25 protein-coding genes are annotated in these 25,103 nt (G+C 68.1%); 18 read left to right on the top strand and 7 right to left on the bottom strand.

Going from position 1 to position 25,103, the window contains the following annotated elements; all coding sequences use genetic code 11:
- Positions 1–19: 19 nt before the first annotated feature.
- Together OYT95_RS31035 and OYT95_RS31040 are read right to left on the bottom strand one after the other, a co-directional pair.
- Positions 20–808 (bottom strand): SDR family oxidoreductase, encoded by a 789-nt coding sequence (locus tag OYT95_RS31035; RefSeq protein ID WP_037238896.1) that lies wholly within the window; start codon positions 806–808, stop codon positions 20–22.
- A 5-nt stretch (positions 809–813) separates the two neighbouring features.
- The gene (locus tag OYT95_RS31040; protein WP_268789973.1) at positions 814–1,980 is read right to left on the bottom strand and encodes a hypothetical protein; all 1,167 of its coding nucleotides are present in this window, start codon (positions 1,978–1,980) and stop codon (positions 814–816) included.
- Between the two features lie 93 nt (positions 1,981–2,073).
- Between OYT95_RS31040 and OYT95_RS31045 the strand changes: the two genes are divergently transcribed.
- The 8 genes from OYT95_RS31045 to OYT95_RS31080 all read left to right on the top strand — a co-directional run bounded on the left by OYT95_RS31045 (position 2,074) and on the right by OYT95_RS31080 (position 9,775).
- The gene (locus tag OYT95_RS31045) at positions 2,074–2,997 is read left to right on the top strand and encodes a helix-turn-helix domain-containing protein (RefSeq protein ID WP_268789974.1); all 924 of its coding nucleotides are present in this window, start codon (positions 2,074–2,076) and stop codon (positions 2,995–2,997) included.
- A gap of 121 nt (positions 2,998–3,118) precedes the next feature.
- Positions 3,119–4,036, top strand: coding sequence for a sulfate adenylyltransferase subunit CysD (gene cysD, locus OYT95_RS31050; protein ID WP_268789975.1), 918 nt, complete (start codon positions 3,119–3,121; stop codon positions 4,034–4,036).
- On the top strand, positions 4,036–5,886 hold the full coding sequence (gene cysC, locus OYT95_RS31055) for an adenylyl-sulfate kinase (RefSeq protein ID WP_268789976.1): 1,851 nt from the start codon (positions 4,036–4,038) through the stop codon (positions 5,884–5,886). Before cysD ends, cysC begins: the two co-directional genes overlap by 1 nt.
- Positions 5,876–7,006, top strand: coding sequence for a 3'(2'),5'-bisphosphate nucleotidase CysQ (locus OYT95_RS31060; protein WP_128641811.1), 1,131 nt, complete (start codon positions 5,876–5,878; stop codon positions 7,004–7,006). The genes cysC and OYT95_RS31060 overlap by 11 nt, the downstream gene beginning before the upstream one ends.
- Positions 7,003–7,404: a nuclear transport factor 2 family protein gene (locus OYT95_RS31065; protein WP_037238795.1), complete on the top strand. Its 402-nt coding sequence runs from the start codon at positions 7,003–7,005 to the stop codon at positions 7,402–7,404. The genes OYT95_RS31060 and OYT95_RS31065 overlap by 4 nt, the downstream gene beginning before the upstream one ends.
- 7 nt (positions 7,405–7,411) lie before the next feature.
- Positions 7,412–8,062, top strand: a complete 651-nt coding sequence (locus OYT95_RS31070; RefSeq protein WP_268789977.1) for a formylglycine-generating enzyme family protein — start codon at positions 7,412–7,414, stop codon at positions 8,060–8,062.
- Between the two features lie 80 nt (positions 8,063–8,142).
- Entirely contained in the window at positions 8,143–9,135 is a 993-nt protein-coding gene (locus tag OYT95_RS31075; RefSeq protein WP_268789978.1) for a phosphotriesterase family protein, read from the top strand.
- A 1-nt stretch (position 9,136) separates the two neighbouring features.
- Complete coding sequence (locus OYT95_RS31080; protein ID WP_009474203.1) at positions 9,137–9,775, top strand: TetR/AcrR family transcriptional regulator; 639 nt, start codon at positions 9,137–9,139, stop codon at positions 9,773–9,775.
- Positions 9,776–9,782: 7 nt separating this feature from the next.
- On the opposite strand, the gene OYT95_RS31085 is transcribed toward OYT95_RS31080, so the two are convergent.
- Positions 9,783–10,409 carry a TetR/AcrR family transcriptional regulator gene (locus OYT95_RS31085; RefSeq protein ID WP_037238805.1) on the bottom strand — a complete coding sequence of 209 codons (627 nt, stop codon included), beginning with the start codon at positions 10,407–10,409 and terminating at the stop codon, positions 9,783–9,785.
- A 191-nt stretch (positions 10,410–10,600) separates the two neighbouring features.
- On the opposite strand from OYT95_RS31085, the gene OYT95_RS31090 reads away from it, so the two are divergent.
- The gene (locus OYT95_RS31090; RefSeq protein ID WP_112298662.1) at positions 10,601–11,977 is read left to right on the top strand and encodes an MFS transporter; all 1,377 of its coding nucleotides are present in this window, start codon (positions 10,601–10,603) and stop codon (positions 11,975–11,977) included.
- Positions 11,978–12,030: 53 nt separating this feature from the next.
- On the opposite strand, the gene OYT95_RS31095 is transcribed toward OYT95_RS31090, so the two are convergent.
- The 4 genes from OYT95_RS31095 to OYT95_RS31110 all read right to left on the bottom strand — a co-directional run bounded on the left by OYT95_RS31095 (position 12,031) and on the right by OYT95_RS31110 (position 16,171).
- Entirely contained in the window at positions 12,031–13,014 is a 984-nt protein-coding gene (locus tag OYT95_RS31095) for a quinone oxidoreductase family protein (protein ID WP_268789979.1), read from the bottom strand.
- 85 nt (positions 13,015–13,099) lie between these two features.
- Positions 13,100–14,113: an NADP-dependent oxidoreductase gene (locus tag OYT95_RS31100; RefSeq protein ID WP_268789980.1), complete on the bottom strand. Its 1,014-nt coding sequence runs from the start codon at positions 14,111–14,113 to the stop codon at positions 13,100–13,102.
- Between the two features lie 5 nt (positions 14,114–14,118).
- Complete coding sequence (locus OYT95_RS31105) at positions 14,119–15,639, bottom strand: AMP-binding protein (RefSeq protein WP_268789981.1); 1,521 nt, start codon at positions 15,637–15,639, stop codon at positions 14,119–14,121.
- 52 nt (positions 15,640–15,691) lie between these two features.
- Positions 15,692–16,171: a MaoC family dehydratase gene (locus OYT95_RS31110; protein WP_037238816.1), complete on the bottom strand. Its 480-nt coding sequence runs from the start codon at positions 16,169–16,171 to the stop codon at positions 15,692–15,694.
- A 162-nt stretch (positions 16,172–16,333) separates the two neighbouring features.
- Here OYT95_RS31110 and OYT95_RS31115 point away from each other — a divergent pair, with 162 nt between their 5' ends.
- Genes OYT95_RS31115 through OYT95_RS31155 form a run of 9 tightly spaced genes read left to right on the top strand, consistent with a single transcriptional unit; the run spans position 16,334 to position 25,096 of the window.
- Positions 16,334–17,152, top strand: a complete 819-nt coding sequence (locus OYT95_RS31115) for an SDR family oxidoreductase (RefSeq protein WP_268789982.1) — start codon at positions 16,334–16,336, stop codon at positions 17,150–17,152.
- The gene (locus OYT95_RS31120) at positions 17,149–17,961 is read left to right on the top strand and encodes an enoyl-CoA hydratase-related protein (RefSeq protein ID WP_268789983.1); all 813 of its coding nucleotides are present in this window, start codon (positions 17,149–17,151) and stop codon (positions 17,959–17,961) included. The genes OYT95_RS31115 and OYT95_RS31120 overlap by 4 nt, the downstream gene beginning before the upstream one ends.
- The gene (locus OYT95_RS31125; RefSeq protein ID WP_037238824.1) at positions 17,948–19,201 is read left to right on the top strand and encodes an acyl-CoA dehydrogenase family protein; all 1,254 of its coding nucleotides are present in this window, start codon (positions 17,948–17,950) and stop codon (positions 19,199–19,201) included. Before OYT95_RS31120 ends, OYT95_RS31125 begins: the two co-directional genes overlap by 14 nt.
- A 1-nt stretch (position 19,202) precedes the next feature.
- Positions 19,203–19,985, top strand: coding sequence for an SDR family oxidoreductase (locus OYT95_RS31130; protein ID WP_268789984.1), 783 nt, complete (start codon positions 19,203–19,205; stop codon positions 19,983–19,985).
- A complete protein-coding gene (locus OYT95_RS31135; protein WP_037238830.1) occupies positions 19,978–21,012 on the top strand; it encodes a phosphotransferase family protein in 1,035 nt (344 codons plus the stop codon). The genes OYT95_RS31130 and OYT95_RS31135 overlap by 8 nt, the downstream gene beginning before the upstream one ends.
- A gap of 10 nt (positions 21,013–21,022) precedes the next feature.
- On the top strand, positions 21,023–21,784 hold the full coding sequence (gene fabG, locus OYT95_RS31140) for a 3-oxoacyl-ACP reductase FabG (RefSeq protein WP_268789985.1): 762 nt from the start codon (positions 21,023–21,025) through the stop codon (positions 21,782–21,784).
- A 5-nt stretch (positions 21,785–21,789) separates the two neighbouring features.
- Positions 21,790–22,980, top strand: a complete 1,191-nt coding sequence (locus OYT95_RS31145) for an acyl-CoA dehydrogenase family protein (protein ID WP_128641818.1) — start codon at positions 21,790–21,792, stop codon at positions 22,978–22,980.
- A complete protein-coding gene (locus tag OYT95_RS31150) occupies positions 22,977–24,077 on the top strand; it encodes an acyl-CoA dehydrogenase family protein (protein WP_128641819.1) in 1,101 nt (366 codons plus the stop codon). The genes OYT95_RS31145 and OYT95_RS31150 overlap by 4 nt, the downstream gene beginning before the upstream one ends.
- Positions 24,078–24,112: 35 nt before the next feature.
- Complete coding sequence (locus OYT95_RS31155) at positions 24,113–25,096, top strand: NADPH:quinone oxidoreductase family protein (RefSeq protein ID WP_037238842.1); 984 nt, start codon at positions 24,113–24,115, stop codon at positions 25,094–25,096.
- Positions 25,097–25,103: the final 7 nt, after the last annotated feature.

The following is a 25,103-nucleotide window of genomic DNA, read 5'->3' on the forward strand; positions in this document are numbered from 1 at the left end:
GATGCTCCGGTTCTCGTCGCTAGTGATGGAATTCGCCGCAGTTGACGTCGAGGCACTGGCCGGTCACGGCGCTCGCCAACGGTGAGGCCAGGAAGATCACGGCGTCGGCCACTTCCTCGGTCGTGGGGAGCCTCTTCAGATCGGTGTTCGCGGCGGTGTGTTCGTAGATCTGCTCGACGGTCGTCCCGTACTTCTCGGCCTGGTGCGTGAAGTACTGCTTCAGCGTGTCTCCCCAGATGTAGCCGGGAGCAACGGAATTGACGCGGATTCCCTGTGGTCCCAGTTCCGTGGCGAGCGACTGCGACGTCGCGAGCAGGGCGGATTTGGCCATCTTGTAGCTGCCGTACCGCTCCTGGGAGTGCCGGAGCACCATCGAGTTGATGTTCACCACCGCCCCGTTCGCCTCGGCGAGCGCGGGGGTGAACAACTGGGTCAGCCGCAGTGCCCCGAGCACGGTCAGCTCGAAACTGCTGCGTATGTGGTCGAATTCCGTGCGGGCCAGCGGTTTCATCGACGGAACCGAGAACGCGTTGTTGATCAGCACGTCGACTGTGCCGTACGCGTCGACGGCCGCGGACACCAGATTCTCGGCCGATGCCTGATCCGTGATGTCGGTCGGGACGGTCACCGCGCGGCGTCCGACGGCGATGATCTCTTTGGCCACTTCGTCGAGGCGCGACGCGGTGCGGGCGGCCAGTACCACGTCCGCGCCGGCGTCGGCGCAGCGGACGGCGAGGGTTCGGCCCAGGGCCGGTCCGACGCCGGAGATGACGACCACCTTGTCCTGCAGGAGTTGTGGAGTAGTCATGGCCGTCACCCCAGCATCCGGTCTGCGACCGCGGCCTGGCGTGCGGCGATGCGTTCGGCGAAGTCCTCGGGCGAGATCTTGTTGGAGTCGTAGTGCGGCAGCGTCCGGTGGATCTCGTCGAACTTCACGACCTCGATGCGGGGACCGTCGTCCGGCGTCAGTTCGCGGGAGACGCGCTGCCAGCGGAATTGCAGGTACCCGCGGAGGTGCCCGACGGTGGCGATCCAGTTGGCGACGCCGGGATTGCGCTCGCTGACGACGAGCCTGATGTGGTCGTCGGGATCCACCTGGGACTGCGCGACATTCAGCGAGGTCTGGTGGTTGACGTAGTCGAGGGAGATGTACCACATGCTGCCCAGCTGAAAACCCTGGTAGGGCACATCGGCTTTCGGGACGGTGATGATGATGGCCTCGTCGTCGGCGAGTTCGTAGTGCCCGACGGACGAGTACTGCGTGGCGAGGCCGCCCGGTGTCAGCCGCGGTTCGGTCATCGTGTTCACCGGCAGGTTCAGGTAGAACCACTCCGGGAACTGCAGCCAGGTCTTGACCCGGGAGACCAGGGCTCTGCCCGCACGGGCGTAGCGCTTCTCGACGGCTTCCCGCGTGAGCGGGCCCGGAGCCGTACCCGTCGCATCCGCCCTGGCGATGCGGATGGTGCCGCGCTGCTGGCTCCAGTCGCTGTAGACCTCTCGGACCACCAGTTGCGACGAACCCGGTGCGAGGGTGAAGTAGTTGCGCCTGCCGGCGCTGTCGTCGGGGCCGAAACGCACCTCGAACGAGCCGTCGGGGGCGATGTTGATCTCCCGGTCGTCGAACGCGGTGACGCTGCCGGGAACGTGTGCGGCCGTGTAGTTTCCGCTCAGCACCTGGAAGCTCAGGTCCGCGGTGGTGCCGCGCCGCCCGGTGACCACGTATTCGACGTCGTCGTCGATCCGCGCGCCGAAGTACAGGGTGTCGGGGTTGTCGAGACCCATCTTCATGTACGGGCCGGTGCCCGAGATGAACGTCGGGTGCGACCGTTCGGTGGCCCAGGCCGCGTGCGTCGTGGCGAGAATGCCGCCGGCGAGGTATTGGTAGCCCTCCAGCAGATCCTGTTCGGTGCGGATGTGGGGGGCGCTCTCGATCAGTTTCTCGGCCTCGGCCATGGCGTCGGCGAATGGGTCGGTCAGCACACCGTGCTCCTCACGATGGGGGTGGTACAAATATGTACCTGCGTGGTAGAACGTAGATGAACCGACAATAGAACGTATTCTAAGGAGTGGTCAATGGGACACGAGGACGAGGTGCCGGACAGGGCGCAGGGCCGCCGTTCGCCGCCCACCGAACGTGTGGTGCAGGTGCTCGACTTCCTGGTGGCGCGCAAGGAGCACCGCTTCGGGCTGTCGGAGCTGGCCCGGCAACTCGACATCAGCAAGCCCACCTGTCTGGGAATTCTCACCGAACTGGCCCGCGGCGGCTACCTCGTCCGGGATCCCGCCACGAAGACGTACGGCCTCGGGCCCGCACTCATCGCGGCCGGCCGCGCGGCGCAGCAAGGATTCGCGGCCGGGCCGGTGGCGCGCAGGCATCTCGCCGTGCTCAGCGAGGAGTTCCGGACCACGTGCACGGCGTCGGCGGTGGTCGGCGACCGTATCGCCGTCCTGGAGCTGACCAGTCCGCCGGGTGTGCGGGCGGCAGCCAAGGTGGGGGAGATGTACCCGTTCGCGCCGCCCGTCGGCCTGATGTACGTGCTGTGGGACGGCGACGACGCGCTGCAGTCGTGGTTGCGGCGGGAGCCGACCCTGCCGGTGCGCCTCGACCGCGACCGGTTGCGCACCGTGGTGGACGAGTGCTCCCGCACCGGGTATCTCGTGGAGACGCTCACTCCGGTCGGTCAGCGCCTGCACACGCTCATGGCCGGGGTCGCCGCGCACGACCTGCCGCCGGAGTTGCGCGACGTGCTCGGTGAGATGGTGTCCAGCCTGGGGGAGCGGGTGTACCTGGACGCCGAACACGCGGACCCCGCCGCGCCGCACCCCGTCAGTCTCATCGCCGCGCCGACGTACGACGCCGAGGGGCATCAGGCCATGGTCCTGACGCTCTATGTGGGCGCCGAACTCGCGCCGTCCGACATCACCCGGCGGGGCAAGGCTCTCGCCGCGGCCGCGGACGCGATCACGACGGAGGTGGGCGGCCGCAGGCCGCGGTGACGGACGGGCATTGACCGCAATCTGAAACACGTTCTATTCTCGGAGGTGCATTCTCTTTTCGACCGGGCTGGTCCAAATATGGACCAGTGGCCGGTAAGGCACTCGCGACGAGGAGTCGCCCATGACCGCACCGCCCGTGTACGAGTTGTCCCACCTCGGCGCGCTCGAAGCCGAAGCCGTGCACATCTTCCGAGAAGTGGCCGCCACGTTCGAGCGTCCGGTTCTGCTGTTCTCCGGTGGCAAGGACTCGGTGGTGATGCTCCACGTGGCCGCCAAGGCGTTCTGGCCCGCGCCTCTCCCGTTCGCCGTCATGCACGTCGACACCGGTCACAACTTCGACGAGGTCATCGAGTTCCGCGACCGGACCGTCGAACGCCTCGACCTGCGGATGGTGGTGTCCAGCGTGCAGGACGACATCGACGCAGGCCGCGTCAGCGAGGAGACGGGTCCGCGGGCCAGCCGCAACCGGCTCCAGACCACTGCGCTGCTGCGTGGGATCCGGGACAACGGTTTCGACGCCATCTTCGGCGGCGCCCGCCGCGACGAGGAGAAGGCCCGCGCGAAGGAACGGGTGTTCAGCTTCCGCGACGAGTTCGGGCAGTGGGATCCGCGGGCGCAACGCCCGGAGTTGTGGAGCCTCTACAACGGCAGGCACCGCAAGCGGGAGCACATCCGGGTGTTCCCGCTGTCCAACTGGACCGAACTCGACATCTGGCAGTACATCAGCGAGGAGAAGATCGAACTACCGCCCCTGTATTACGCGCACCGCAGGGGGGTCGTGCCCCGCGACGGAATGCTGTTGGCGCACACCCGGTTCCTCACCCTGCTTCCCGGTGACGAGCCGTACGAGGCCCTCGTCCGATTCCGGACCGTCGGCGACGCCACGTGCACGGGCTGCGTCGAGTCGTCGGCAACCACCGCCGAGGCGGTGGTCACCGAGGTCGCCGCGAGCAGGCTGACCGAGCGCGGGGCCACCCGGGCAGACGACCGGATCTCCGAGGCCGGCATGGAAGACCGCAAGAAGGAAGGGTACTTCTGATGCCGCAGCTACTCCGGGTCGCGACCGCAGGCAGCGTCGACGACGGCAAGTCCACCCTCATCGGCCGGCTGCTGTACGACTCCAAGGCGATCTTCGAGGATCAGCTCGAGGCGGTCGAACGCACCAGCCGCGAACGGGGCGACGAGCACGCCGACCTGGCACTGCTCACCGACGGTCTGCGCGCCGAACGCGAGCAGGGCATCACCATCGACGTCGCGCACCGCTACTTCGCCACACCGCACCGCAAGTTCATCATCGCGGACACCCCCGGACACGAGCAGTACACCCGGAACATGGTGACCGGCGCGTCGACCGCCGACCTGGCCCTGATCCTCGTCGACGCCCGCAAGGGGATCCTCGAGCAGACGCGCCGCCACGCCTTCATCGCCAGCCTCCTCGGAATCCCGCACCTCGTGCTGTGCGTCAACAAGATGGATCTCGTCGGGTGGTCCGAGGACCGGTTCGAGGAGATCAAGGAGGAATTCCGGCAGTTCGCGATCAAGCTGGAGGTCCACGACCTCACGTTCATCCCGGTGTCGGCACTGCGCGGCGACAACATCGCGCAACGCACCGTCAACATGCCCTGGTACGAGGGAGGGTCGCTGCTGCACTATCTCGAGCAGGTGCACGTGGCCTCCGACCGCAACCTCATCGACGCGCGGTTCCCGGTGCAGTATGTGGTCCGGCCGCAGCGCCGGACCGATTCCGCGCTGCACGATTTCCGTGGGTACGCAGGCACGGTCGCCAGCGGGGTGTTCAAGCCGGGCGACGAGGTGGTGGCACTGCCATCCGGATTCACCTCCACCGTCAGCGCCATCTGGGGTCCCGGCGGAACCCGCCTCGACGAGGCGTTCGCACCGTCGGCGGTGTGCGTGCAGCTCGCGGACCAGCTGGACGTGAGCCGCGGAGACGTGCTGTGCCGCCCCAACAACCGTCCGCTCGTCGGGCAGGAACTCGACGCGATGGTCTGCTGGTTCAGCGAACAGTCCTCGCTGACGCCGGACGCGCGGTACACGCTGCTGCACACCACCCGCGCCACCAGGGCGTCCGTCGTGCGGCTCGACTACCGCCTCGACGTGAACACCCTGCACCGCGACGAGTCCGCACAGTCGCTCTCGCTCAACGAGATCGGCCGTATCCAGTTGAGGACGTCGCAGCCGCTGATGTTCGACCCGTACCGCCGCAACCACGTGACGGGCAGTTTCATCCTCGTCGACGAGTCGACCCACAACACCGTCGCCGCCGGCATGATCACCGGGCCGACGCTGTCGCGTTCGAAGGTGGTGTGGCACGCCGCGGCCGTCTCGCGGGACGAGCGGGCGACGCGGGGTCGCACGGTGTGGCTGACGGGACTGTCGGCGTCGGGAAAGTCGACGGTCGCGGTGGAACTCGAGCGACGCCTCGTCGCGGCCGGGGTGCCCGCCTACCGGCTGGACGGAGACAACCTGCGTCACGGTCTCAACGCCGACCTCGGTTTCAGTGCCGAGGACCGCGCCGAGAACGTGCGCCGCGTCGGCGCCGTGGCACAACTGCTCGCCGACTCCGGGGTGGTCGCGATCGCGTCGCTGATCAGCCCGTACCGCGCCGACCGGGACCGCGTCCGGGAGCAGCACCGGGCTGCCGGCCTCGACTTCGTCGAGGTGTTCGTCGACACGCCGGTGGAGCAGTGCGAGGCGCGGGACCCGAAGGGCATGTACGCGAAAGCCCGCGCGGGGGAGATCACCGGATTCACCGGGGTCGACGACCCGTACGAGGCCCCGGAGAACGCCGAACTCGTCCTCCGGCCCGGGGACGGCACGCCGACCGAACAAGCCGAGAGAATTATGGAATTGTTGAGACGTGATCACTGACGCACGACTCGCGGCCGACATCGCCTCCGGTGCCGGTGCCCTGCTGCTGGACATCCGCACCGCGGGACTCGGATCGGCGGACGGTCGTGAACTGGGCAGGCGCGGCGACGTCGCCGCCGACGCGTTCATTCTCGGCAAGCTCTCCGCGGAGCGACCCGACGACGCGATCCTCTCCGAGGAGTCGGCCGACGACCGGTCGCGCCTGGAGAGTTCCCGGGTGTGGATCATCGACCCGCTCGACGGTTCCAAGGAGTACGGATTGCCCGGTCACTCGGACTGGGCGGTGCACGTCGCGCTGTGGGAACGCGGTCGGGGGATCACGGCGGCAGCGGTCGCGCAACCGGCGCTGGGCGCGGTGTATGCCAGTGACGACGACAGCCACGCCGTGCATGCCGAGCAACTCCCGGCACGACCACGGATCGTCGTGTCCGCCAGCAGGCCCCCCGTGTTCGTCGACGCCGTCGCGACGGAGATCGGCGCCGAGGTCACCACCATGGGTTCGGCCGGAGCGAAGGCGATGGCCGTGCTCCGTGGAGACGTGGACGCCTACATCCATGCGGGCGGGCAGTGGGAATGGGACTCGGCCGCACCCGTCGGCGTCGCCGCGGCAGCGGGCCTGCACTGCTCGCGGATCGACGGAACCCCGTTGGACTACAACGAGTCTCACCCGTACCTGCCCGACCTCCTGATCTGCCGGCCGGAGCTGGCCCGGCCCCTGCTCGCCGCGATCGCGACACACGCCACCGACACGGCCGACAGCGGCCGGGTCGCGATGGCCAGGGCCTACATCGATGCGCTGGTCAGCCACGACGCCACCAAGGTCCGTCTCGCGGACAACGCATGGCGGGTGGAGAACGGGCAGCATACGGGCGAATCGGGGGCCTTCATCCGGGACGAACTCGAGAACGGCCTGCAGTATCAGGCCATCCAGGCCGTGCGCGAACTCTCCTTCCACGAGTGGGGCGACAATGTGGTGGCCAGGTTCGTGCTCGACCTCGGGGCCACGCCCACCGAGGTGACGTCCGTCCGGATCACGGAACACTTCGACATCCCGGCCGGGGCGATCCAGTCCGTCATGGCCATCATCGAACCGTCCGCGATCGAAAGGGAGAACCGATGACCCCGGATCAACTGGTCACCCAATTCTGCGCCGAGTGGATCGAACCCGATCCGGCGAAGATCGCGGAGTACTTCGCGGAAGACGCCGTCTACCACAACATTCCGATGGAACCTGTCATCGGGCGGGACGCGATACGCGAATTCGTCGCAGGGTTCACCGCGGCTTTCGGCGGCATCGACTTCCGGGTTCACCGGCAGGTCACCGACGGCGGGCAGAGCCCCAACGCCGAGGAGTCGAGCGGTGTGGTGATGAACGAGCGGATCGACGTGTTCACGCTGAACGGCAACGTCGTCGAACTGCCCGTCGTCGGGGTCTTCGAGATCACGGACGGCAAGATCACCACCTGGCGCGACTACTTCGACATGGCGCCGATCCAGGCTGCTGCCGGCGGTGGATAGCGCTTCCATGATCGCCGTCCCCGCCGGGCAGGTGACGCTGTCGGACCGGCGAACCACCCGCAGCTGGAGCGTCGATCTGGGTGCCTTCGAGGTCGCCGTCCACCCGGTGACGCAGGGAGAGTACGCCGAGATCACCGGCGAGTGGCCGGGCACGACTCGGGGGGCGCGCCTGCCTGTCGACGGAGTGTCGTGGCGGGACGCGATCTTGTTCTGCAACACCCTGTCCGAGCGCGCCGGGCTTACCGCCGCCTATCGCGTGGCCGGCGACGACGTCATGTGGGACACCGCAGCTGACGGGTACCGGCTTCCGGCCGAGGCCGAATGGGAGCGCGCCTGCCGGGCGGGCACCACGGGTCCGCGGTACGGCCCGCTCGACGCGATCGCGTGGTATCGCGGCAACTCCGACGGCCGGTCGCGAGACGTGGGCGGCAAGCAGCCGAACGCATGGGGTCTGCACGACACCCTGGGCAATGTGTGGGAGTGGTGCTGGGATCTGTACGACCCCGAGGTGTACGGCACGTACCGGGTACTGCGCGGCGGTGGATGGTTCGACGAGCACTGGAGTTGTCGTGCGTCCGTGCGGCGTCGCAGTCACCCGACCTATCGCATCGACGACGTGGGATTTCGCCTCGCCCGCGGGGTATTCGCTCCAAACTAAATATTGACGTCAGGTTCAAGTTAGCTCTACGCTGAGCTCGGGAGTATGACGACGGTCACACCCGGAGAGGGCGAGTCTGCATGAGCCAGATCAACACGGTCCGCGGACCGATCGACAGCGCCGAACTCGGACGCACGTACATGCACGAGCACGTGTTCGTGCTGACGCCCGACGTGCAGCAGAACTACCCGGACGAGTGGGGGAACGAGGACGAGCGGGTCGCCGACGCCGTCACCAAGCTGCGCGCGCTCGCGGGGCAGGGCGTCCGGACCATCGTCGACCCCACCGTCGTCGGCCTCGGCCGGTACATTCCGCGCATCCAGCGGGTCGCCGAACAGCTTCCCGAGCTGAACATCGTTGCGGCAACAGGGCTGTACACCTACGACGACGTGCCGTTCTTCTTTCACTACCGCGGTCCGGCGCTGGATGCGATCGTGGGGGCCGAGGTCCCCGACCCGATGGTGGACATGTTCGTGAAGGACATCGAAGTGGGGATCGCCGACACCGGGGTCCGCGCGGGACTGCTCAAGTGCGCGATCGACCACCAGGGGCTCACGCCCGGTGTCGAGCGGGTGATGCGGGCCGTCGCGAAGGCGCATCGCCGCACCGGCGTGCCCATCACCGTGCACACCCACCCCGGCAGCGAGGCCGGATTGCACGTCAGACGCGTGATGTGCGACGAGGAGGGGGTGCGGCCGGACCGGATCGTGCTCGGGCACAGCGGAGACAGCACCGATGTCGAGCATCTGACCAGCCTCGCCGAGGCCGGCTTCGTCCTCGGGATGGACCGGTTCGGGATCAATCTCGAGACGACGTTCGAGGCCCGCGCCGACACGCTCGTCGAGATGTGCCGCCGGGGATTCGCGGGGCAGATGATCCTGTCGCAGGACGCCTCCTGCTACATCGACTGGATCGACCCCAACCTGATGGCTGCACTCCCGCAGTGGCACTACCTGCACATCGAGAACGACGTGCTGCCGTACGTCCGCGAGCGGGGTGTCACCGAGAAGATGATCACCGAGATGCTCGTCGAGGTGCCTCGGCGATACTTCGAGAACGTCGACACCTACTGACATGTCGCGCCCGCGAATCGCACCCACGCCGCCGGTCACGGCCCGGGGCGTCCGCACCCGCGATCGTCTCGTCGCCGCGGCCCGGGTGGTGTTCGAGCGCGAGGGGTACCTCGACGCCCGTCTCGTCGACATCAGCAAGGAGGCCGGACTCTCGACCGGATCGTTCTACACCTACTTCACGAACAAGGAGGAGGTGTTCGCGGCGGTCGTCGAGGTCACGCAGAACGACCTGCTGCATCCCGGCATGGGACGGGTCGCGGACGAAGGCGACGTGCACGCGGTCGTGGAGGCGAGCATTCGGGCCTACCTGCACGCGTGCCGCCGGAATGCGCGACTGCTGGCCCTGCTCGAGCAGGTCGCGCACGTCGACCCCGCCTTCCGTGAACTCGAACGCTCGCGGGACGAGACGTTCTACCGCCGCAACGCGCGGGCGATCGCCGATCTGCAGGACCGCGGTCTCGCCGACGCGTCGCTCGATCCGATGCTGACGTCGAAGGCGTTGTCCGCCATGGTCGGAAGGATGGCCTACAGCTATTTCGTCGGACCGCCGAGCGAGCGGCGATCGCTCACGTTCGAGCAGTTGACCGCCGGACTCGCGCGGATGTGGACGAACGCGCTGCGCGTCCCCGACCGCGTGTGAGGAGCTGTCAGTAGCCGGGTGCGTGGAGGATGCGCAGAACGAGGTCGGCGTTGATGTCGCCCAGCTCTTCCGGTGTGAATTCGCCGTCGGGGCTGTACCACCGGCAGATGTCCACCGCGAGCGACATGATCGCCAGGACCGCGACGCGGGGGTCGGGGATCAGGAACACCCCCTGATCGATCCCGTTCTGCACCTCTCGGATCGCCGCGACCCGGATCTGGAGCCGGGTCGCGGCGACCACCTCGCGGTGGTCGGGGGCGAGATGCCTGCTCTCGTACTGGGCGATGCGCGCGCGCCGGAAGTTCCGGGCGTGCATGATGCTGAATTCGCGGACCAGTGCCCGGACGCGGTCGATGGGGTCGGTGAACGGCGCCACGGCGTTCAGCACCAGCTCGAGCGCTCGCTCGTTCGACCGGCGGACGAGCTGGAACAGCAGATCCTCCTTGGAGGGGAAGTGCACGTACATCGCGGAGGGGCTCATCCCGGCCATGGTGGAGATGTCCCTCGTGCGGGTGGCTTCGAAACCCTTGTCGGAGAACAGTGTCGTCGCCGCGCGGAGCAGGCGTTCCTCGGATGTCGGCGGGCCCGGGCTCGGCTCCTCGGCCGCGGACACGTCGTCTCGCAGTTCGGTCATCGGTGGTCCTCTCCGCCGTTTCGAGCTTCGTCCGCACCGGCGGGATTCGGCAAGATCAATCCCCTCGAGTGATTGACATCACACAGCTATTCAAACACACTAAGCAAGCGCTCACTGACTTGAAGTTGGCGTCATGTTTGAAAAATCTCATTCCCACACCCATACGAAGACCTATCTCGAGGAGTGATCGGATGACTACATCCGCGGTGCAGCCGAGTAAGGACGCAGCCGGCGACACAGCCGTCTCGCGCACGCGTGCGCATCGGAAACTGCTTGCGGCGGGACTCGTCGGCAGCTCGATCGAGTGGTACGACTTCTTCCTGTACGGAACCGCTGCGGCACTGGTCTTTCCCCACGTCTTCTTCCCCGACTCGTCGGCGTTGATGGGCACCCTGCTCTCGTTCAGCACCTTCTGGGCGGGCTTCGTCGCACGCCCACTCGGCGGCCTCGTCGCCGGTCACTTCGGCGACAAGTACGGCCGCAAGCCGGCCGTCGTCACCTGCCTGCTGTTCATGGGACTCGCGACGTTCCTCATCGGCTGCCTTCCGGGCGCCGCGACCATCGGCGTCGCGGCCCCGATCCTGCTGGTGACCCTGCGGTTCGTCCAGGGCCTCGCGTGCGGTGGTCAATGGGGTGGGATCGTCCTCCTGCTGACCGAATCGGCGAGCCCGAAGCGCAGGGGATTCTCCGGGACCTTCGGCCAGATGGGCGTCTCCTTCGGCGTCCTGCTCGGCAACCTCGTGTTCCTCGGCGCCACCGCGGCGATCTCGAACGAGGCGTTCCTCGACTGGGGCTGGCGGATCCCGTTCTTCGCGAGCGCACTCCTGTTCCCGGTCGTGCTGTACATCCAGACCAAGGTCGAGGACACCCCCGAATTCCGGGACCTTCAGGAGGAGGCGCAGAAGAAGAACAAGACCGTCGTCCGCGCACCGCTGACTCAGGCGATCCAGGAACACTGGCGCAAGATCCTGCTCGGCTGCGGCCTGCTGGCGGCCACCAACTCCCTGTTCTACATCTCCATTGCCGGCGTGCTCAGCTACGGCACCGCGGAACTGGGTATGAAGCGGAACGACCTCCTCGCGATCTCGCTGCTCAGCGCCGCGCTCACGGTCGGTGTCGTGCTGTGGTCCGGGCACATGTCCGACAAGATCGGGCGCAGGCCGATGATCCTGATCGGCGCGGCGATGATCATCGTGTGGGCGTTCCCGTACTTCTGGCTGATCAACACCCGGAACCTGCTGCTGTTCTTCATCGCCGTCACGGTCGGCAGCGTCTTCCAGTCGATGACCTATGGCCCGATCGCCGCGTACATGGGTGAACTGTTCGCTCCCAACGTCCGATACTCGGCCGCGTCGCTCGCATACCAGCTGGCGGCGATCACGGTCAGCGGCGGCACGCCGTTCATCATGACGGCGCTGATCGCCAAGACCGGAACCACCACGTTCGTCGCCGTCTTCGTCGCACTGATGGGACTGGTCACGTTCCTCTGCGCGTGGAAACTCCGCGAGACCAACACCGCCGAAGTCCGGAACGATCCCACCGCCGTACCCGGCGCCCAGTTCTACTAGCCCAACTCCACCGGGCGGCGTGGGGTGGCTGGGATCCAGCCACCCCACAGCTGTCAGTTCGGCACCGTCAGCACGATCCGGCCCTCGCAGTCCCCGGATTCGAGCAGGCGGTGCGCCTCGGCGGCCTGCGCCAGCGGCAGCGTGGTGTGCGGCATGCTCACCGTGCCCGCGGCCGCCCATTCGATCGCGCGGCGCGCGGCGGCCTCCGCGGCGGTCGGATCCTGCATCAGCAGTCCGCCGACGTTGAAACCCAGGACGGCGCGGTTGGCGAGCCACAACTCGTTGGCACCGATCCGCACGTCGTCCTCTCCACTCGCATTGCCCACGGCGAGAAGCCGGCCCAGCGGCGCGAGCACCTCGAGGCTCTCGGCACGCAACCGGCCGCCGACCGGGTCCACCACGATGTCCACCGAATCGATGCCCGCGTCCGACAGCGCGCTGCGAAATCCGTTGCTCGACACCACGAGGTCGTATCCGTACCGCTCGGCCTCCGCCGCACGCCGGGACGACCGAACCGTGCCCAGCACCTGCGCGGCGCCGAGATGACGGGCCACCTGTGCGGTGATGCCCGAGAGGGCCCCTGCGGCGCCGTGGATCAGCACCTGGCTTCCCGGACCGACATTGCCCACGAGTTCCAGTGACAGCAGCGCCGTGGTGGTGTTCGGGACCACCGCCACCGCCTCGGCGGCATCGAGGCGAGGGTCGACGGCATCGAGCGGGATCGTGATGGCCGCATCGGCCACCGACACCTCCGCATAGCCGCCCGCGGTGGGGCGAGAGAGCGTCACCACGGGCTGGCCGACCCGCAGATGATGCACTCCGGCACCGACTTCCCGCACCGTTCCCGCCACCTCGAGGCCCGGCACGATCGGTGGTGCCCCGCCGAACGCACCACGACGCATGAGGATGTCCGCCAACCCGACCGCGGCGTGCGAGACGTCGATACTCACCTGGCCGGGCCCCGGATCGGGGACAGGGAGGTCTGCCGTCTCCAGGACGTCAACCTCGCCGAAGCGTGAAATGGTGATCGCGCGCATGGCCTACCTCGTCATCTCGTCGTCGCACGGGTACGGCCGCCACCGTAGTACGGTGACGGCCGCATCGAGCCCTCCGGGCGTGCTGTCAGTGGTTGCCGATCTCCAGCACGAGTTTTCCGGTGTTGGCGCCGTCGAACAGCAGATTGAGTGTGCGGCCGAAGGCTTCGACGCCCCCGGTCTCGACCTGTTCGCGGGTCACGATCTCACCGGCGCGGATCCACTCCGACATCGCCTCCATGCCCTCGGGGAACCGGTCGAGGTAGTCGAACACGATGAACCCGGTCATCGACGCCCGGTTGACCAGTAGCGACAGGTACCGGGACGGGCCGGGCTGCGGGTCGGTGGCGTTGTATCCGGAGATCGCGCCGCACAGCGCGACCCGGGCGTTCTTGCGGAGCCGGCCGAGTGCGGCGTCGAGGATCTCGCCGCCGACGTTGTCGAAGTAGATGTCGATTCCGTCCGGTGCGGCGGCGCGCAGGGCCTTACCGACCGATCCCGCCTTGTAGTCGATCGCCGCGTCGAACCCCAGATCCTCGGTCAGCCACGCGCACTTCTCGGGCCCGCCGGCGATGCCGATCACCGTGGCGCCCTTCAGCTTGGCGATCTGCCCGGCGATGCTCCCGACCGCCCCCGCCGCTCCCGAGATGAGCACGGTGTCGCCCTTCTCCAGCTTGCCGACGTCCGTCAGGCCGAAGTAGGCGGTCATGCCGGGGAACCCGAGCGCGCCCAGCCACGTCGGCGCCGGGGCGAGCGACTCGTCCACGGCGAGAGCGCCGCGGCCGTCGGAGAGCGCGAACTCCTGCACGCCGAACTGCCCGGAGACGAGCTGTCCCTCCGGGAACTTCGCGTTCTTCGACGCCACCACGCGGCCGACGGCGTGGGTGCGCATCACCTCACCGATCGCCACCGGCGGCACGTACGACTTCACGTCGTCGAGCCATCCGCGCATCGCGGGATCGAGGGACACGTAGCCCACCTTCACGGTGAATTCGCCGTCCGCGGGTTCGGGGATCGGTTCCGACGTGATCTCCCAGGTGGAGTCGTCGGGTCGGCCGACCGGGCGCTTCGCCAGCCGGACCTGCCTGTTCACGGATGTCACGGTGTTCACCTTTCGGGTACTTCTGCGGTCAGTGCGTCGTTCTTCAGTGCCGTCCGGTCGATCGACCGCTTGAGGATCTTTCCCGTCGACCCCTTCGGGAGGGAGTCGACGATCGCGACGATCCGGGGAATCTTGTATGCGGACAGTCGTTCCCGCGCCCAGCTGGTCAGCTCGCCGCCGTCCAGACCGGAACCGGGGACGGTGGCCACCACAGCGGCCACCTCCTCGCCGTAGTGATCGTCGGGAACACCCACGACGGCGGCCTCGAGGATGTCGGGGTGTGTGTACAGCACCTCCTCGACTTCACTCGGGTACACGTTGTAGCCGCCGCGGATGATGAGGTCCTTCACCCGATCGACGATGCGGAGGTCCCCGTCCGCGTCGATCTCGCCCAGATCCCCGGTACGCAGCCACCCGTCCGGGTCCAGGACGGCCGCGGTGTCGGACGGTCGGTTCCAGTAGCCCTTCATCACGGTCGCCCCCTTCACGAACACCTCGCCGACGGTGCCGGGAGGGCAGGCGACGTTGTCGTGGTCCCGCACCTGGACCTCCAGCCGTGGCACCGCGCGTCCGGTGTAGCCGATCTTGCCGCCGCGGTCGATGTCGTTGAACGTGCCGAATGCGGTGGTCTCGGTGAGCCCGTATCCCTCGAGGATGGTGCACCCGAAGCGGGACTCGAACTCGCGGGCCACTTCACCCGGCAACGATGCGCCTCCGGAGATGGCGATGCGGAGCTGCGTGAAGTCCTGCGAGTCGGCGCCGTCCGCGGCGTGCAGCATCGCGTTCCACATCGTCGGCACGCCGGCCATGATCGTGAGCCGGTCGCGTCGCAGGAGTGCGAGCATCGCGGCCGGGTCGAACCTCGCCAGCAGCGACAACGACCCACCGCCCGTGAACGTCGCCATCATGACCGAGGCCTGACCGAAGACGTGGAACAGCGGAAGCCCGGTGCCCGTCCGGTCGTCACTCGAACCGCGACTGCATTCGGCGCCGATCTCACCGCCGGACAGTAGGTTCCCGACCGTCAGTTCCGCGCCCTTCGGCCGCCCGGTGGTGCCGGACGTGTAGAGGATCGCGGCGGTGTCGTCGCGGTCCCGCGCGGCGACGGGGACCGGCTCGGCGTCCGATGCCGCGGCGTCGGGTGCGAGCGCCCAGACGGGGATGCCCAACCTTGACGCGGCGTCGCCGATCGCCGGCCCGAGCTCGTGCCACACGATGGCGAGCGCGGCGCCGGCGTCGGCGAGGACGTACTCGGTCTCGGGCCGGGTGGACATCGTGTTCACCGGGACCACGACGCACCCCGCCGCCTGAATTCCCAGATACGCCACCACGAACTCGGGCACGGAGGGTGCGGCCAGGAGGATTCTGTCGCCGGGGGACAGGCCCGCTTCGGTGAGTGCCCCCGCATACCGGGTGCTCGCGTCGCGCAACTGCCCGTAGGTCAGGGTGCTCTCCGCGCCTCGCAATGCGATGTTGTCGGGAGTGGCGTCCGCGTGGCGGGACACCGGATCGATCACATTTGCCATGTCGTCAACCTCCGACGCGGTACAGGATTTTCGGCCTCGACGGCACGGGCGGTTATCCGGCCTCGACGACGCGGGCGACGGATTCGGACACGACCACCGGCTTGTCGGAGCCCTCGCGCTCGACGACCTGGCTCATGGTCACCTGGATGCCGCCTCCGACCTGTTCCGCGGACTGCACGGTGGCACGCATCCGGATGCGTGAACCCACCGGCACCGGCGCGGGGAAACGGACCTTGTTGTAGCCGTAGTTCAGGCTGTGGGCGAACCCGTCGAACCGCAGCAGGGTCGACGACAGTGCCGGTCCGAGGGACAGGCTGTACAACCCGTGCGCGATGGTGCCGCCGAGTGGGCTGGCGGCGGCGCGCTCGGGATCGATATGGATCCACTGGTGGTCGCCGGTCGCATCGGCGAAGGCGTTGACGCGTTCCTGGGTGACGTCGTGCCAGTCGGTGGGGCCCAGCTCCTTGCCGATCAACGCCGTGAGCTCGTCGAAGCTCGCGGGGCGAACGGGCAGTGCGGTGGTGTCGGTCATCTGTCTCCCTCAATTCCGGGTGGTGCAGGGCCTGGATGTGTCACGTTGGCCGCATCGAACTTCGAGGTGTTCGTCGAACTCCAACACTTGAACTTGACGACGGATTCAACTATACAAAAGAGAGACGCGAGTCACAACGCACGGCGAAGGAGAGGACACCTCGTGAAGGTTGCACAGAAGGTCGCCATCGTGACCGGCGGTGGAGGCGGTATCGGCGGGGCGATCGCACACCGTCTCGCCGACCAGGGTGCCAAGGTGCTGGTCGCCGATCTCGACCCGAACGCAGCCGCCGCGGTTGCGGACGGAATCAACGCACGCCACCCCGGAACTGCCCTCGCCGAAGGCGCCGATGTCGCGGACACCGACCAGATCCGGCGCATCATCGACCGCGCCGAGACCGAGTTCGGCCCGGTCGATCTCTACTTCGCCAACGCCGGCATCGCGGGAGCACCCGGTCTCGACGCCGACGACGCCGGCTGGGATCTCGCGATCGACGTCAACGTCCGCGCCCACGTCCGCGCCGCCCGGCAACTCGTGCCGAAGTGGGTCGAGCGGGGCGAGGGATACTTCGTGTCGACCGCGTCCGCGGCCGGGCTCCTCACCCAGATCGGCTCGGCCACCTACGCGGTCACCAAGCATGCGGCCGTCGCGTTCTCCGAGTGGCTGTCGGTCACCTACGGGGACAACGGAGTCCGGGTCAGCTGCCTCTGTCCGATGGGAGTCGAGACGAAGTTGATGCGCTCCGGCGAGAACTCGGGTGATCCACTCGGTGTCGCTGCCACCCGGGCCGTCGTCTCGGCAGGCGACGTGCTGCAGCCGGAGCAGGTCGCCGACATCGTGCTCGACGCCGTGGACCGGGAGACGTTCCTGATCCTGCCCCACGAGAGCGTCCTCGCCATGTACCGGCAGAAGGGGTCCGACTACGACCGCTGGCTGCGCGGGATGCGCCGCTACCAGAGTTCGCTGCTGGAGCACGCGTGACACCCGAGCACGCGGACCTGGTCCTCGCCGAGCGGCGCGGACCGGTCCTGGTGCTGACTTTCAACCGGCCGGACAAGCTGAACGCCTGGACCGACGACCTCGAGGACCGGTACTTCACGCTGCTGAGCGACGCCGAGGACGACCCCGGCGTACGCGCGATCGTCGTGACCGGAGCCGGGCGCGGATTCTGCGCCGGCGCCGACCTCGGACGCCTGCAGGCCGTCGGTGACGTCTCCGAAGCGGACCTCCTCCGGCCGCGCCCCCGCGACCTTCCCGCGACGCTGCACAAGCCGCTGATCGGGGCGATCAACGGGGTCGCCGCCGGGCTCGGAATGGTGGAGGCCCTCTACTGCGACGTCCGGTTCGCCTCCGCGTCCGCCCGGTTCACGACCGCCTTCGCCAAGCGCGGGCTGATCGCCGAATACGGCATCTCCTGGCTGCTGCCCCGGCTCGTGGGACGCAGCCGGGCCACCGACCTGCTGCTGTCGAGCCGCATGGTGGACGCCGAGGAGGCACTGCGCATCGGACTCGTCGACCACCTCGCGCCGGACGGTTCGGTCGTCGACGCCGCGGTCGCCTATGCGGAGCAGTTGTCGACGCACTGCTCCCCGACGTCGATGGCCGTCATCAAGGACCAAATACAGAACGACGCGGACGGCACCTACGCCGAGTCCGTGGCCCGGGCGGAAGGCCTGATGTTGCAGGCGTTCCGCGGGGCCGATCTCGTCGAGGGCGTACAGAGTCACCTCGACAAGCGCACACCCACGTTTCCCTCACTACCCGTCAGGAGTTCCCATGTCCCTGTTTGACATCTCGGATCGCGCCCAGCAGTTGCAGACCGATCTGCTGGAGTTCATGGATTCGCATGTGTATCCGGCGGAGGCGGTGTACGAGGAGCAGATGCGGGAGTCGGGTGATCCGCATTTCCAGCCGCCGGTGTTGGAGGAGTTGAAGGCGGAGGCGCGGCGCCGGGGGTTGTGGAATTTGTTCCATCCGCATCCGGGGACGGGTGCGGGGTTGACGAATCTCGAGTATGCGCCGTTGGCGGAGATCATGGGGCGCAGTCATATTGCGTCGGAGGCGTGTAATTGCAATGCGCCGGATACGGGCAACATGGAGGTGCTCGAGTTGTTCGGTACGGCCGAGCACAAGGAGAAGTATCTGAGGCCGTTGCTGGAGGGGACGATGGCGTCGGCGTTCGCGATGACGGAGCCGGCGGTGGCGAGTTCGGATGCGACGAATGTGGAGTTGTCGATGGTGCGGGACGGTGAGGAGTATGTGCTCAACGGCCGGAAGTGGTTCGCGTCGAATGCGTTGCATCGTAATTGCAAGGTGTTGATCGTGATGGGGAAGACGGATCCGTCGGCGGCGCCGCATCGGCAGCAGTCGATGATGGTGGTGCCGATCGATGCGCCGGGGGTGACGGTGATGCGGGGGTTGCCGGTGTTCGGGTATCAGGATCGTGAGGGGCATGCGGAGATCGATTTCGCGGATGTGCGGGTGCCGGTGGCGGATGTGCTGAAGGGTGAGGGGGAGGGTTTCGCGATTTCGCAGGCGCGGTTGGGTCCGGGGCGGATTCATCACTGCATGCGGGCGATCGGGATGGCGGAGCGGGCGTTGGAGTTGATGTGTCGTCGGGCGTCGTCGCGGGTGACGTTCGGCAAGCCGGTCAGTGAGAATGCGAATGTTCAGGATTGGATTGCGGAGGCGCGGATCGAGATCGAGATGATCCGGTTGTTGACGCTGAAGGCGGCGTACTTGATGGATACGGTGGGCAACAAGGAGGCGCGGACGGAGATCGCGGCGATCAAGGTGGCGGCTCCGAATATTGCGTTGAAGATTGTGGATCGGGCGATTCAGGTGCACGGTGGGGCCGGTGTCACCGACGACTTCCCCCTCGCCATGGCCTGGGCGCACCTGCGCACGCTGCGCCTGGCGGACGGTCCCGACGAGGTCCACAAGCGCGCCATCGCGCGGCAGGAACTCCGGCAGTACCGCGACACCGCCGTCAGCGCCTCCACCAACGGACACAAGGTTGCGGTGAGCTGACATGGCCGGACTCGACCTCACCGGACGCACCGCGATCGTCACCGGCGCCTCGCGGGGCATCGGCCTGGCCGTCGCCCACGCCATCGCGGCCGCCGGCGGCAACGTGGTGCTCACCTCACGGTCGCAGGAATCGGCCGACGCCGCCGCGGCCCAGGTCGGGGGCACCGCGATCGGAGTCGCCGCCCACGCCGTCGACGAAGAGGCCGCCCGGCGCTGCGTCGACGTCACCCTCGAGCGTTTCGGCAGCCTGGACATCCTGGTCAACAATGCGGGAACGAACCCTTCGTTCGGGCCGATCATCGACCAGGACCACGCGCGATTCGCCAAGACCTTCGACGTGAACCTGTGGGCGCCGGTGCTGTGGACGGGACTCGCCACGAAGGCGTGGATGGGTGAGCACGGCGGAGCCGTGGTCAACACCGCCTCCATCGGCGGCATGGCGTTCGAGGCGAACATCGGCCTGTACAACGCGTCCAAAGCCGCCCTGATCCACGTCACCAAGCAACTGGCACTGGAACTCTCACCGAAGGTGCGGGTCAACGCCGTCGCCCCGGGTGTGGTGCGGACCAAGCTCGCCGAGGCGCTCTGGAAGGAACACGAGCAGGCCGTGTCGGCGTCCACGGCGATAGGGCGGATCGGCGAACCCGGGGACATCGCGTCCGCGGTCGCGTTCCTCGTCTCCGACGCCGCGAGCTGGATCACCGGCGAGACCATGGTGATCGACGGCGGTCAACTGCTCGGCGACGCCGTCCCGTTCCGGCAGGGGGCCCAGCTCGGTGTCTAGCGTGGACGTCGTCGGCATCGACACCGAGGCCGTGGGCCGCTGGTTCGGCACGCTCGGCATCGACAGTGCCGGACCGTTGACCTTCGACCGGATCGGCCTCGGCCAGTCGAACCTCACCTACCTGGTCCAGGACCGGGCGGGTGGCAGATGGGTGCTCCGGCGCCCACCCCTCGGACACCTGCTGGCGTCGGCCCACGACGTCGCCCGCGAGGCGCGGATCCTCTCCGCCCTCGAGGACACCGCGGTGCCCACCCCTCGGGTCTTCGGGCTCACCGACGACCCGGGGGTGACCGAGGTACCGCTGCTCCTGATGGAGTTCGTCGACGGCCAGGTCGTCGACCGCATGTCGATCGCGGAGTCCCTGACCCCGGAACGTCGCCGGGCGATCGGTCTGTCGCTGCCGCGAACGCTGGCGAAGATCCACGCGGTGGACCTCGACCGGACCGGGTTGACCGACCTGGCCAGCCACAAGCCGTACGCGCAACGTCAGCTCAAACGGTGGTCGGGTCAATGGGAGAAATCGAAGACCCGCGAGCTGCCCGCCCTCGACGACCTGACACGGCGGCTCGCCGCCTCGGTCCCGGAGCAGCGGGAACTGACACTGGTGCACGGCGACTTCCACCTGCGCAATGTCATCACGTCCCACGAGACCGGGGAGGTGACCGCGGCCCTGGACTGGGAGTTGTGCACCCTCGGCGACCCGCTCGCCGACGTCGGCAGCCTGCTCGCGTACTGGCCGGAGCCGGGCGAGACCACCGGCGGCGACTTCCCGGCGTCCACCCTCGACGGTTTCCCGGACCGGGTGGAGATCGCCGGGGTGTACCTCGACGAAACCGGGCGCGACCCGCAAGCCCTGGCGTTCTGGCACGTCCTCGGCTTGTGGAAGGTCGCGGTCATCGCGGAGGGCGTCATGCGCCGTGCACGGGACGAACCGCAGAACAAGGCGGCGGCCGGCACCCCGACCGTCGAGCGCATCGACGACCTCGTGGCCAAGGCGTGCGACATCGCCGCCCGGGCCGGAATCTGATCGAACGACGATGGAGAACTTCATGAAGAGAACGGCAATCGTCACCGGCGCGGCACGGGGCATCGGTGCCGCGGTGGCGAAGAAACTGGCGAGCGACGGGTATGCGGTGGCCGTGCTCGACCTCGACGAGTCCGCCTGCGCGGCAACCGTCGACGCCATCGAGTCCACCGGGGGCCGGGGACTCGCCGTGGGCGCGAACGTCGCCGACGAGGGGTCGGTGACTGCGGCAGTCGAACGGGTGGCGAACGAACTCGGTGCCCCGACGATCCTGATCAACAACGCCGGAATCACCCGCGACAACCTGCTGTTCAAGATGACCGTCGACGACTGGGACGCGGTCATGAACGTGCACCTGCGCGGTGCGTTCCTGATGTCGCGGGCCGTGCAGCAGCACATGGTCGACGCCGGGTTCGGGCGCATCGTGAACCTGTCCAGCACCTCGGCGCTCGGTAACCGCGGGCAGGTCAACTACTCGGCCGCCAAGGCCGGTATGCAGGGCTTCACCAAGACACTCGCCATCGAACTGGGCAAGTTCGGTGTCACCGCGAACGCGATCGCCCCCGGCTTCATCGAGACCGAGATGACCGCCGCCACCGCCGAGCGGTTGGGTGTCGGCTTCGAGGACTTCAAGAAGGCGGCGGCGTCGCAGATCCCGGTGAACCGCGTCGGACAGCCCGAGGACATCGCCAACACGGCGTCGTTCCTGGCGAGTGAGGGAGCCGGATTCGTGTCCGGGCAAGTGATCTACGTGGCCGGCGGACCGAAGGACTGAGGAACATGACCACTGACGAACAGGCGATCGCACGCGACCTCAGCGATCGCGTCGCGACCCTCGTCGAACGGAACGACCTGTCGGATCCGGCCGGGTTCCTCGGAGCCCGATTCGACGCCGGCCTCGCGTGGGTCCACTTCCCGCCGGGTCGCGGCGGACTCGGTCTGCCGCAGAGCTTCCAGGCGCAGGTCGACGCCGAACTCGCGGCCGCCGGAGCGCCCGGTCCGGCGAAGGGCCGCAACGGGATCGGATTGGGCATGGCCGCGCCGACCATCGCCGCGTTCGGTACCGAGGAACAACAGCAGAAGTACCTTCGGCCGATCTTTACCAGCGAGCACATCTACTGCCAGTTGTTCAGCGAACCGGGGGCGGGCTCCGACCTGGCCGCGGTCGCGACGCGAGCCGTCCGTGAGGGTGACGGCTGGACGGTCAACGGGCAGAAGGTGTGGACGTCGGGGGCGCAGAACGCGCAGATGGCGATTCTCGTGGCCCGGACGGATCCGACGGTGCCCAAGCACGCGGGGCTCACCTACTTCCTGTGCGACATGAGCGATCCCGGTATCGACGTCCGGCCGTTGCGGCAGATCACCGGTGAGGCCGAGTTCAACGAAGTGTTCCTCACCGACGTCCATATTCCCGATGCCGATCGGCTCGGTGACGAGGGACAGGGCTGGCGGGTGGCCACCGCGACCCTCAACAACGAGCGCGTCGCGATCGGCGGTTCCGCCGCCGCCCGCGAGAGCGGCATGATCGGACCGGTCGCCCAGGCCTGGCGCGAGCAACCCGAACTCCGCGACCCCGCGATGCACGACGAACTGCTCCGGCTGTGGGTCGAAGCGGAGGTCGCCCGGCTGACCGGGGAACGCCTGCGGCAGCAACTCGAGGCCGGGCAACCCGGCCCGGAGGGATCCGGCCTGAAGCTGGCCTTCGCCCGGCTCGCGCAGACCATTTCGGGTTTCGACATCGAACTCCACGGCGAGGCCGGGCTGCGGTACGACGACTGGACCATGCGCCGACCCGACAAGGTCGACTTCACCGGCCGTGAACCCGGATACCGGTACCTGCGCGCGAAAGGCAACTCGATCGAGGGCGGCACGTCCGAGATCCTGCGCAACGTCATCGCAGAACGCGTCCTCGGCCTCCCGCCGGAGCACCGCGTCGACAAGGACATCGCCTGGAAGGACCTGCCCCGATGAGCACCGCAGATCTGCTGTATTCCGACACGGAAGACGCCCTGCGCGACTCCGTCCGCCGCCTCCTCGCGGACCGCTGCCCACCGGAACTGGTGGTCGGGGCGTACGACCGGGCACCCGCCGACTTCTCCGGTGTGTGGAAATCCCTCGCCGTCGAACTCGGACTGGCGGGCCTGCTCGTCCCCGAGGACCTGGGCGGCGCCGGCGCCGGCGCACGTGAGGCCGGAGTGGTCATGGAGGAGATCGGACGTGCCGTCGCGCCCGTCCCGTACCTTTCCAGCGCCGTGCTCGCGACGGTCGCCCTGCTGAAGGCGGGAGACACACGAACGGTCGGCGCACTCGCCGACGGGACGACCACCGGTGCACTCACGGTCGGGCTCGCGACCGCACCGGGGCGGTTCACCCCGACCGTGCGCCGGGCGGGCGACACCCTGACCGGCACCGTGACCAGTGTCGCGGGCATCTCGGAGGCCGACATCCTGATCGTGCCCGTGGAGGGTCCCGGTGGACTCGAACTGCACACGGTGCCCGCCGGCACCGCGGGCGTCACGGTCACGCCCGTGCTCGCGCTCGACATGACCCGGCCGCTGTCGGATGTCGTGTTCGACGCCGCCGCGTCCACCCGCATCGACGACGGCAACGCCGCGGCGGCGGTCCGTGAGGCCCTCGTCGTCGGCGCCGCACTGCTCGCCTCCGAGCAACTCGGACTCGCGCAGTGGTGCTTCGAGACCACCCTGGCGTACGTCAAGGAGCGAACCCAGTTCGGCCGCGCCATCGGGTCGTTCCAGGCGATCAAGCACCGCCTCGCCGACCTGTGGCTCGAGGTCACCTCCGCGGCCGCCGCCGCCCGCTACGCCGCGGACACCGCAGCCCGGGGCGACGCGGACGCCGAGGTCGCCGCTGCCGTCGCGCAGGCGTACTGCAGCGACGTCGCCGTCCACGCCGCCGAGGAGTGCGTCCAATTGCACGGCGGGATCGGTATGACGTGGGAATACCCCGCACACCTGTATCTGAAGAGGGCAAAGAGCGATCAGCTCGCGTTCGGCACCGCCTACCGTCACCGTGCGCGCCTGGCCGACCTGATCGACCTGCCCGCGTAACCCGAGCTCCATCACCCACAGTCAGGAAGCAATCCATGAAGGCATGGCGTGTCCACGAACTCGGCGAGCCGCGCACCGCGCTGCAACTCGAGGAGGTCCCGGACCCGACGGCAGGCCCCGGCCAGGTGCTGGTGAAGGTTCTCGCCGCACCGGCGAACTTCCCCGACGTGCTGCTGTGCCGCGGCGAGTACCAGATCAAGCCGCCGCTGCCGTTCACACCCGGAGTCGAGCTGTGCGGCGAAGTGGTGGCGGCCGGGGACGGCGTGACCCGCTTCGCCGTCGGCGACCGGGTGATCGGCAACCCCAACCTGCCCGGCGGCGGATTCGCCCAGCTGGCCGTGATGGACGAGGCCAACACGTTCGCCGCCCCGTCCACGCTCGACGACGCCGAGGCGTCGGCGTTGAGCATCGGCTACCAGACGAGCTGGTTCGCACTGCACCGGCGCACCCAGCTGAAGCCGGGGGAGACGCTGCTCGTCCATGCCGCCGCGGGCGGAGTAGGCAGCGCCGCAGTGCAATTGGGCAAGGCCGCGGGAGCGAAGGTGATCGGCGTCGTCGGAGGCGCCGACAAGGTCGAGTACTGCCGCCGGCTGGGGGCGGATCTGGTGATCGACCGGCACACCGACGATTTCGTTCCGCTGGTCAAGGAATTCACCGGCGGACGCGGCGCAGACGTCGTCTACGACCCGGTCGGCGGCGACGCCTACGCGAAGTCCACCAAGTGCATCGCTTTCGAAGGCCGGATCCTGATCATCGGCTTCGCAGGCGGCACCATCCCGACACCCGGCCTCAATCACGCCCTGATCAAGAACTACTCGATCATCGGACTGCACTGGGGTCTGTACAAGCAGTACAACCAGCAGGCGATCGCCGACTGCCACCAGGAGCTGACCCGCCTCGCCGACTCCGGTGCGATCAAACCGCTCATCAGCGAGCGGCTCTCGCTCGCGGACGTGGCCGACGGCATCGGCCGGCTCGGTGACGGCAGCACCGTCGGCCGCCTCGTCTTCCAACCCTGAAGGGAAC

The organism is Rhodococcus sp. JS3073, assembly GCF_026810085.1.
GTDB lineage: Bacteria > Actinomycetota > Actinomycetes > Mycobacteriales > Mycobacteriaceae > Rhodococcus_F > Rhodococcus_F wratislaviensis.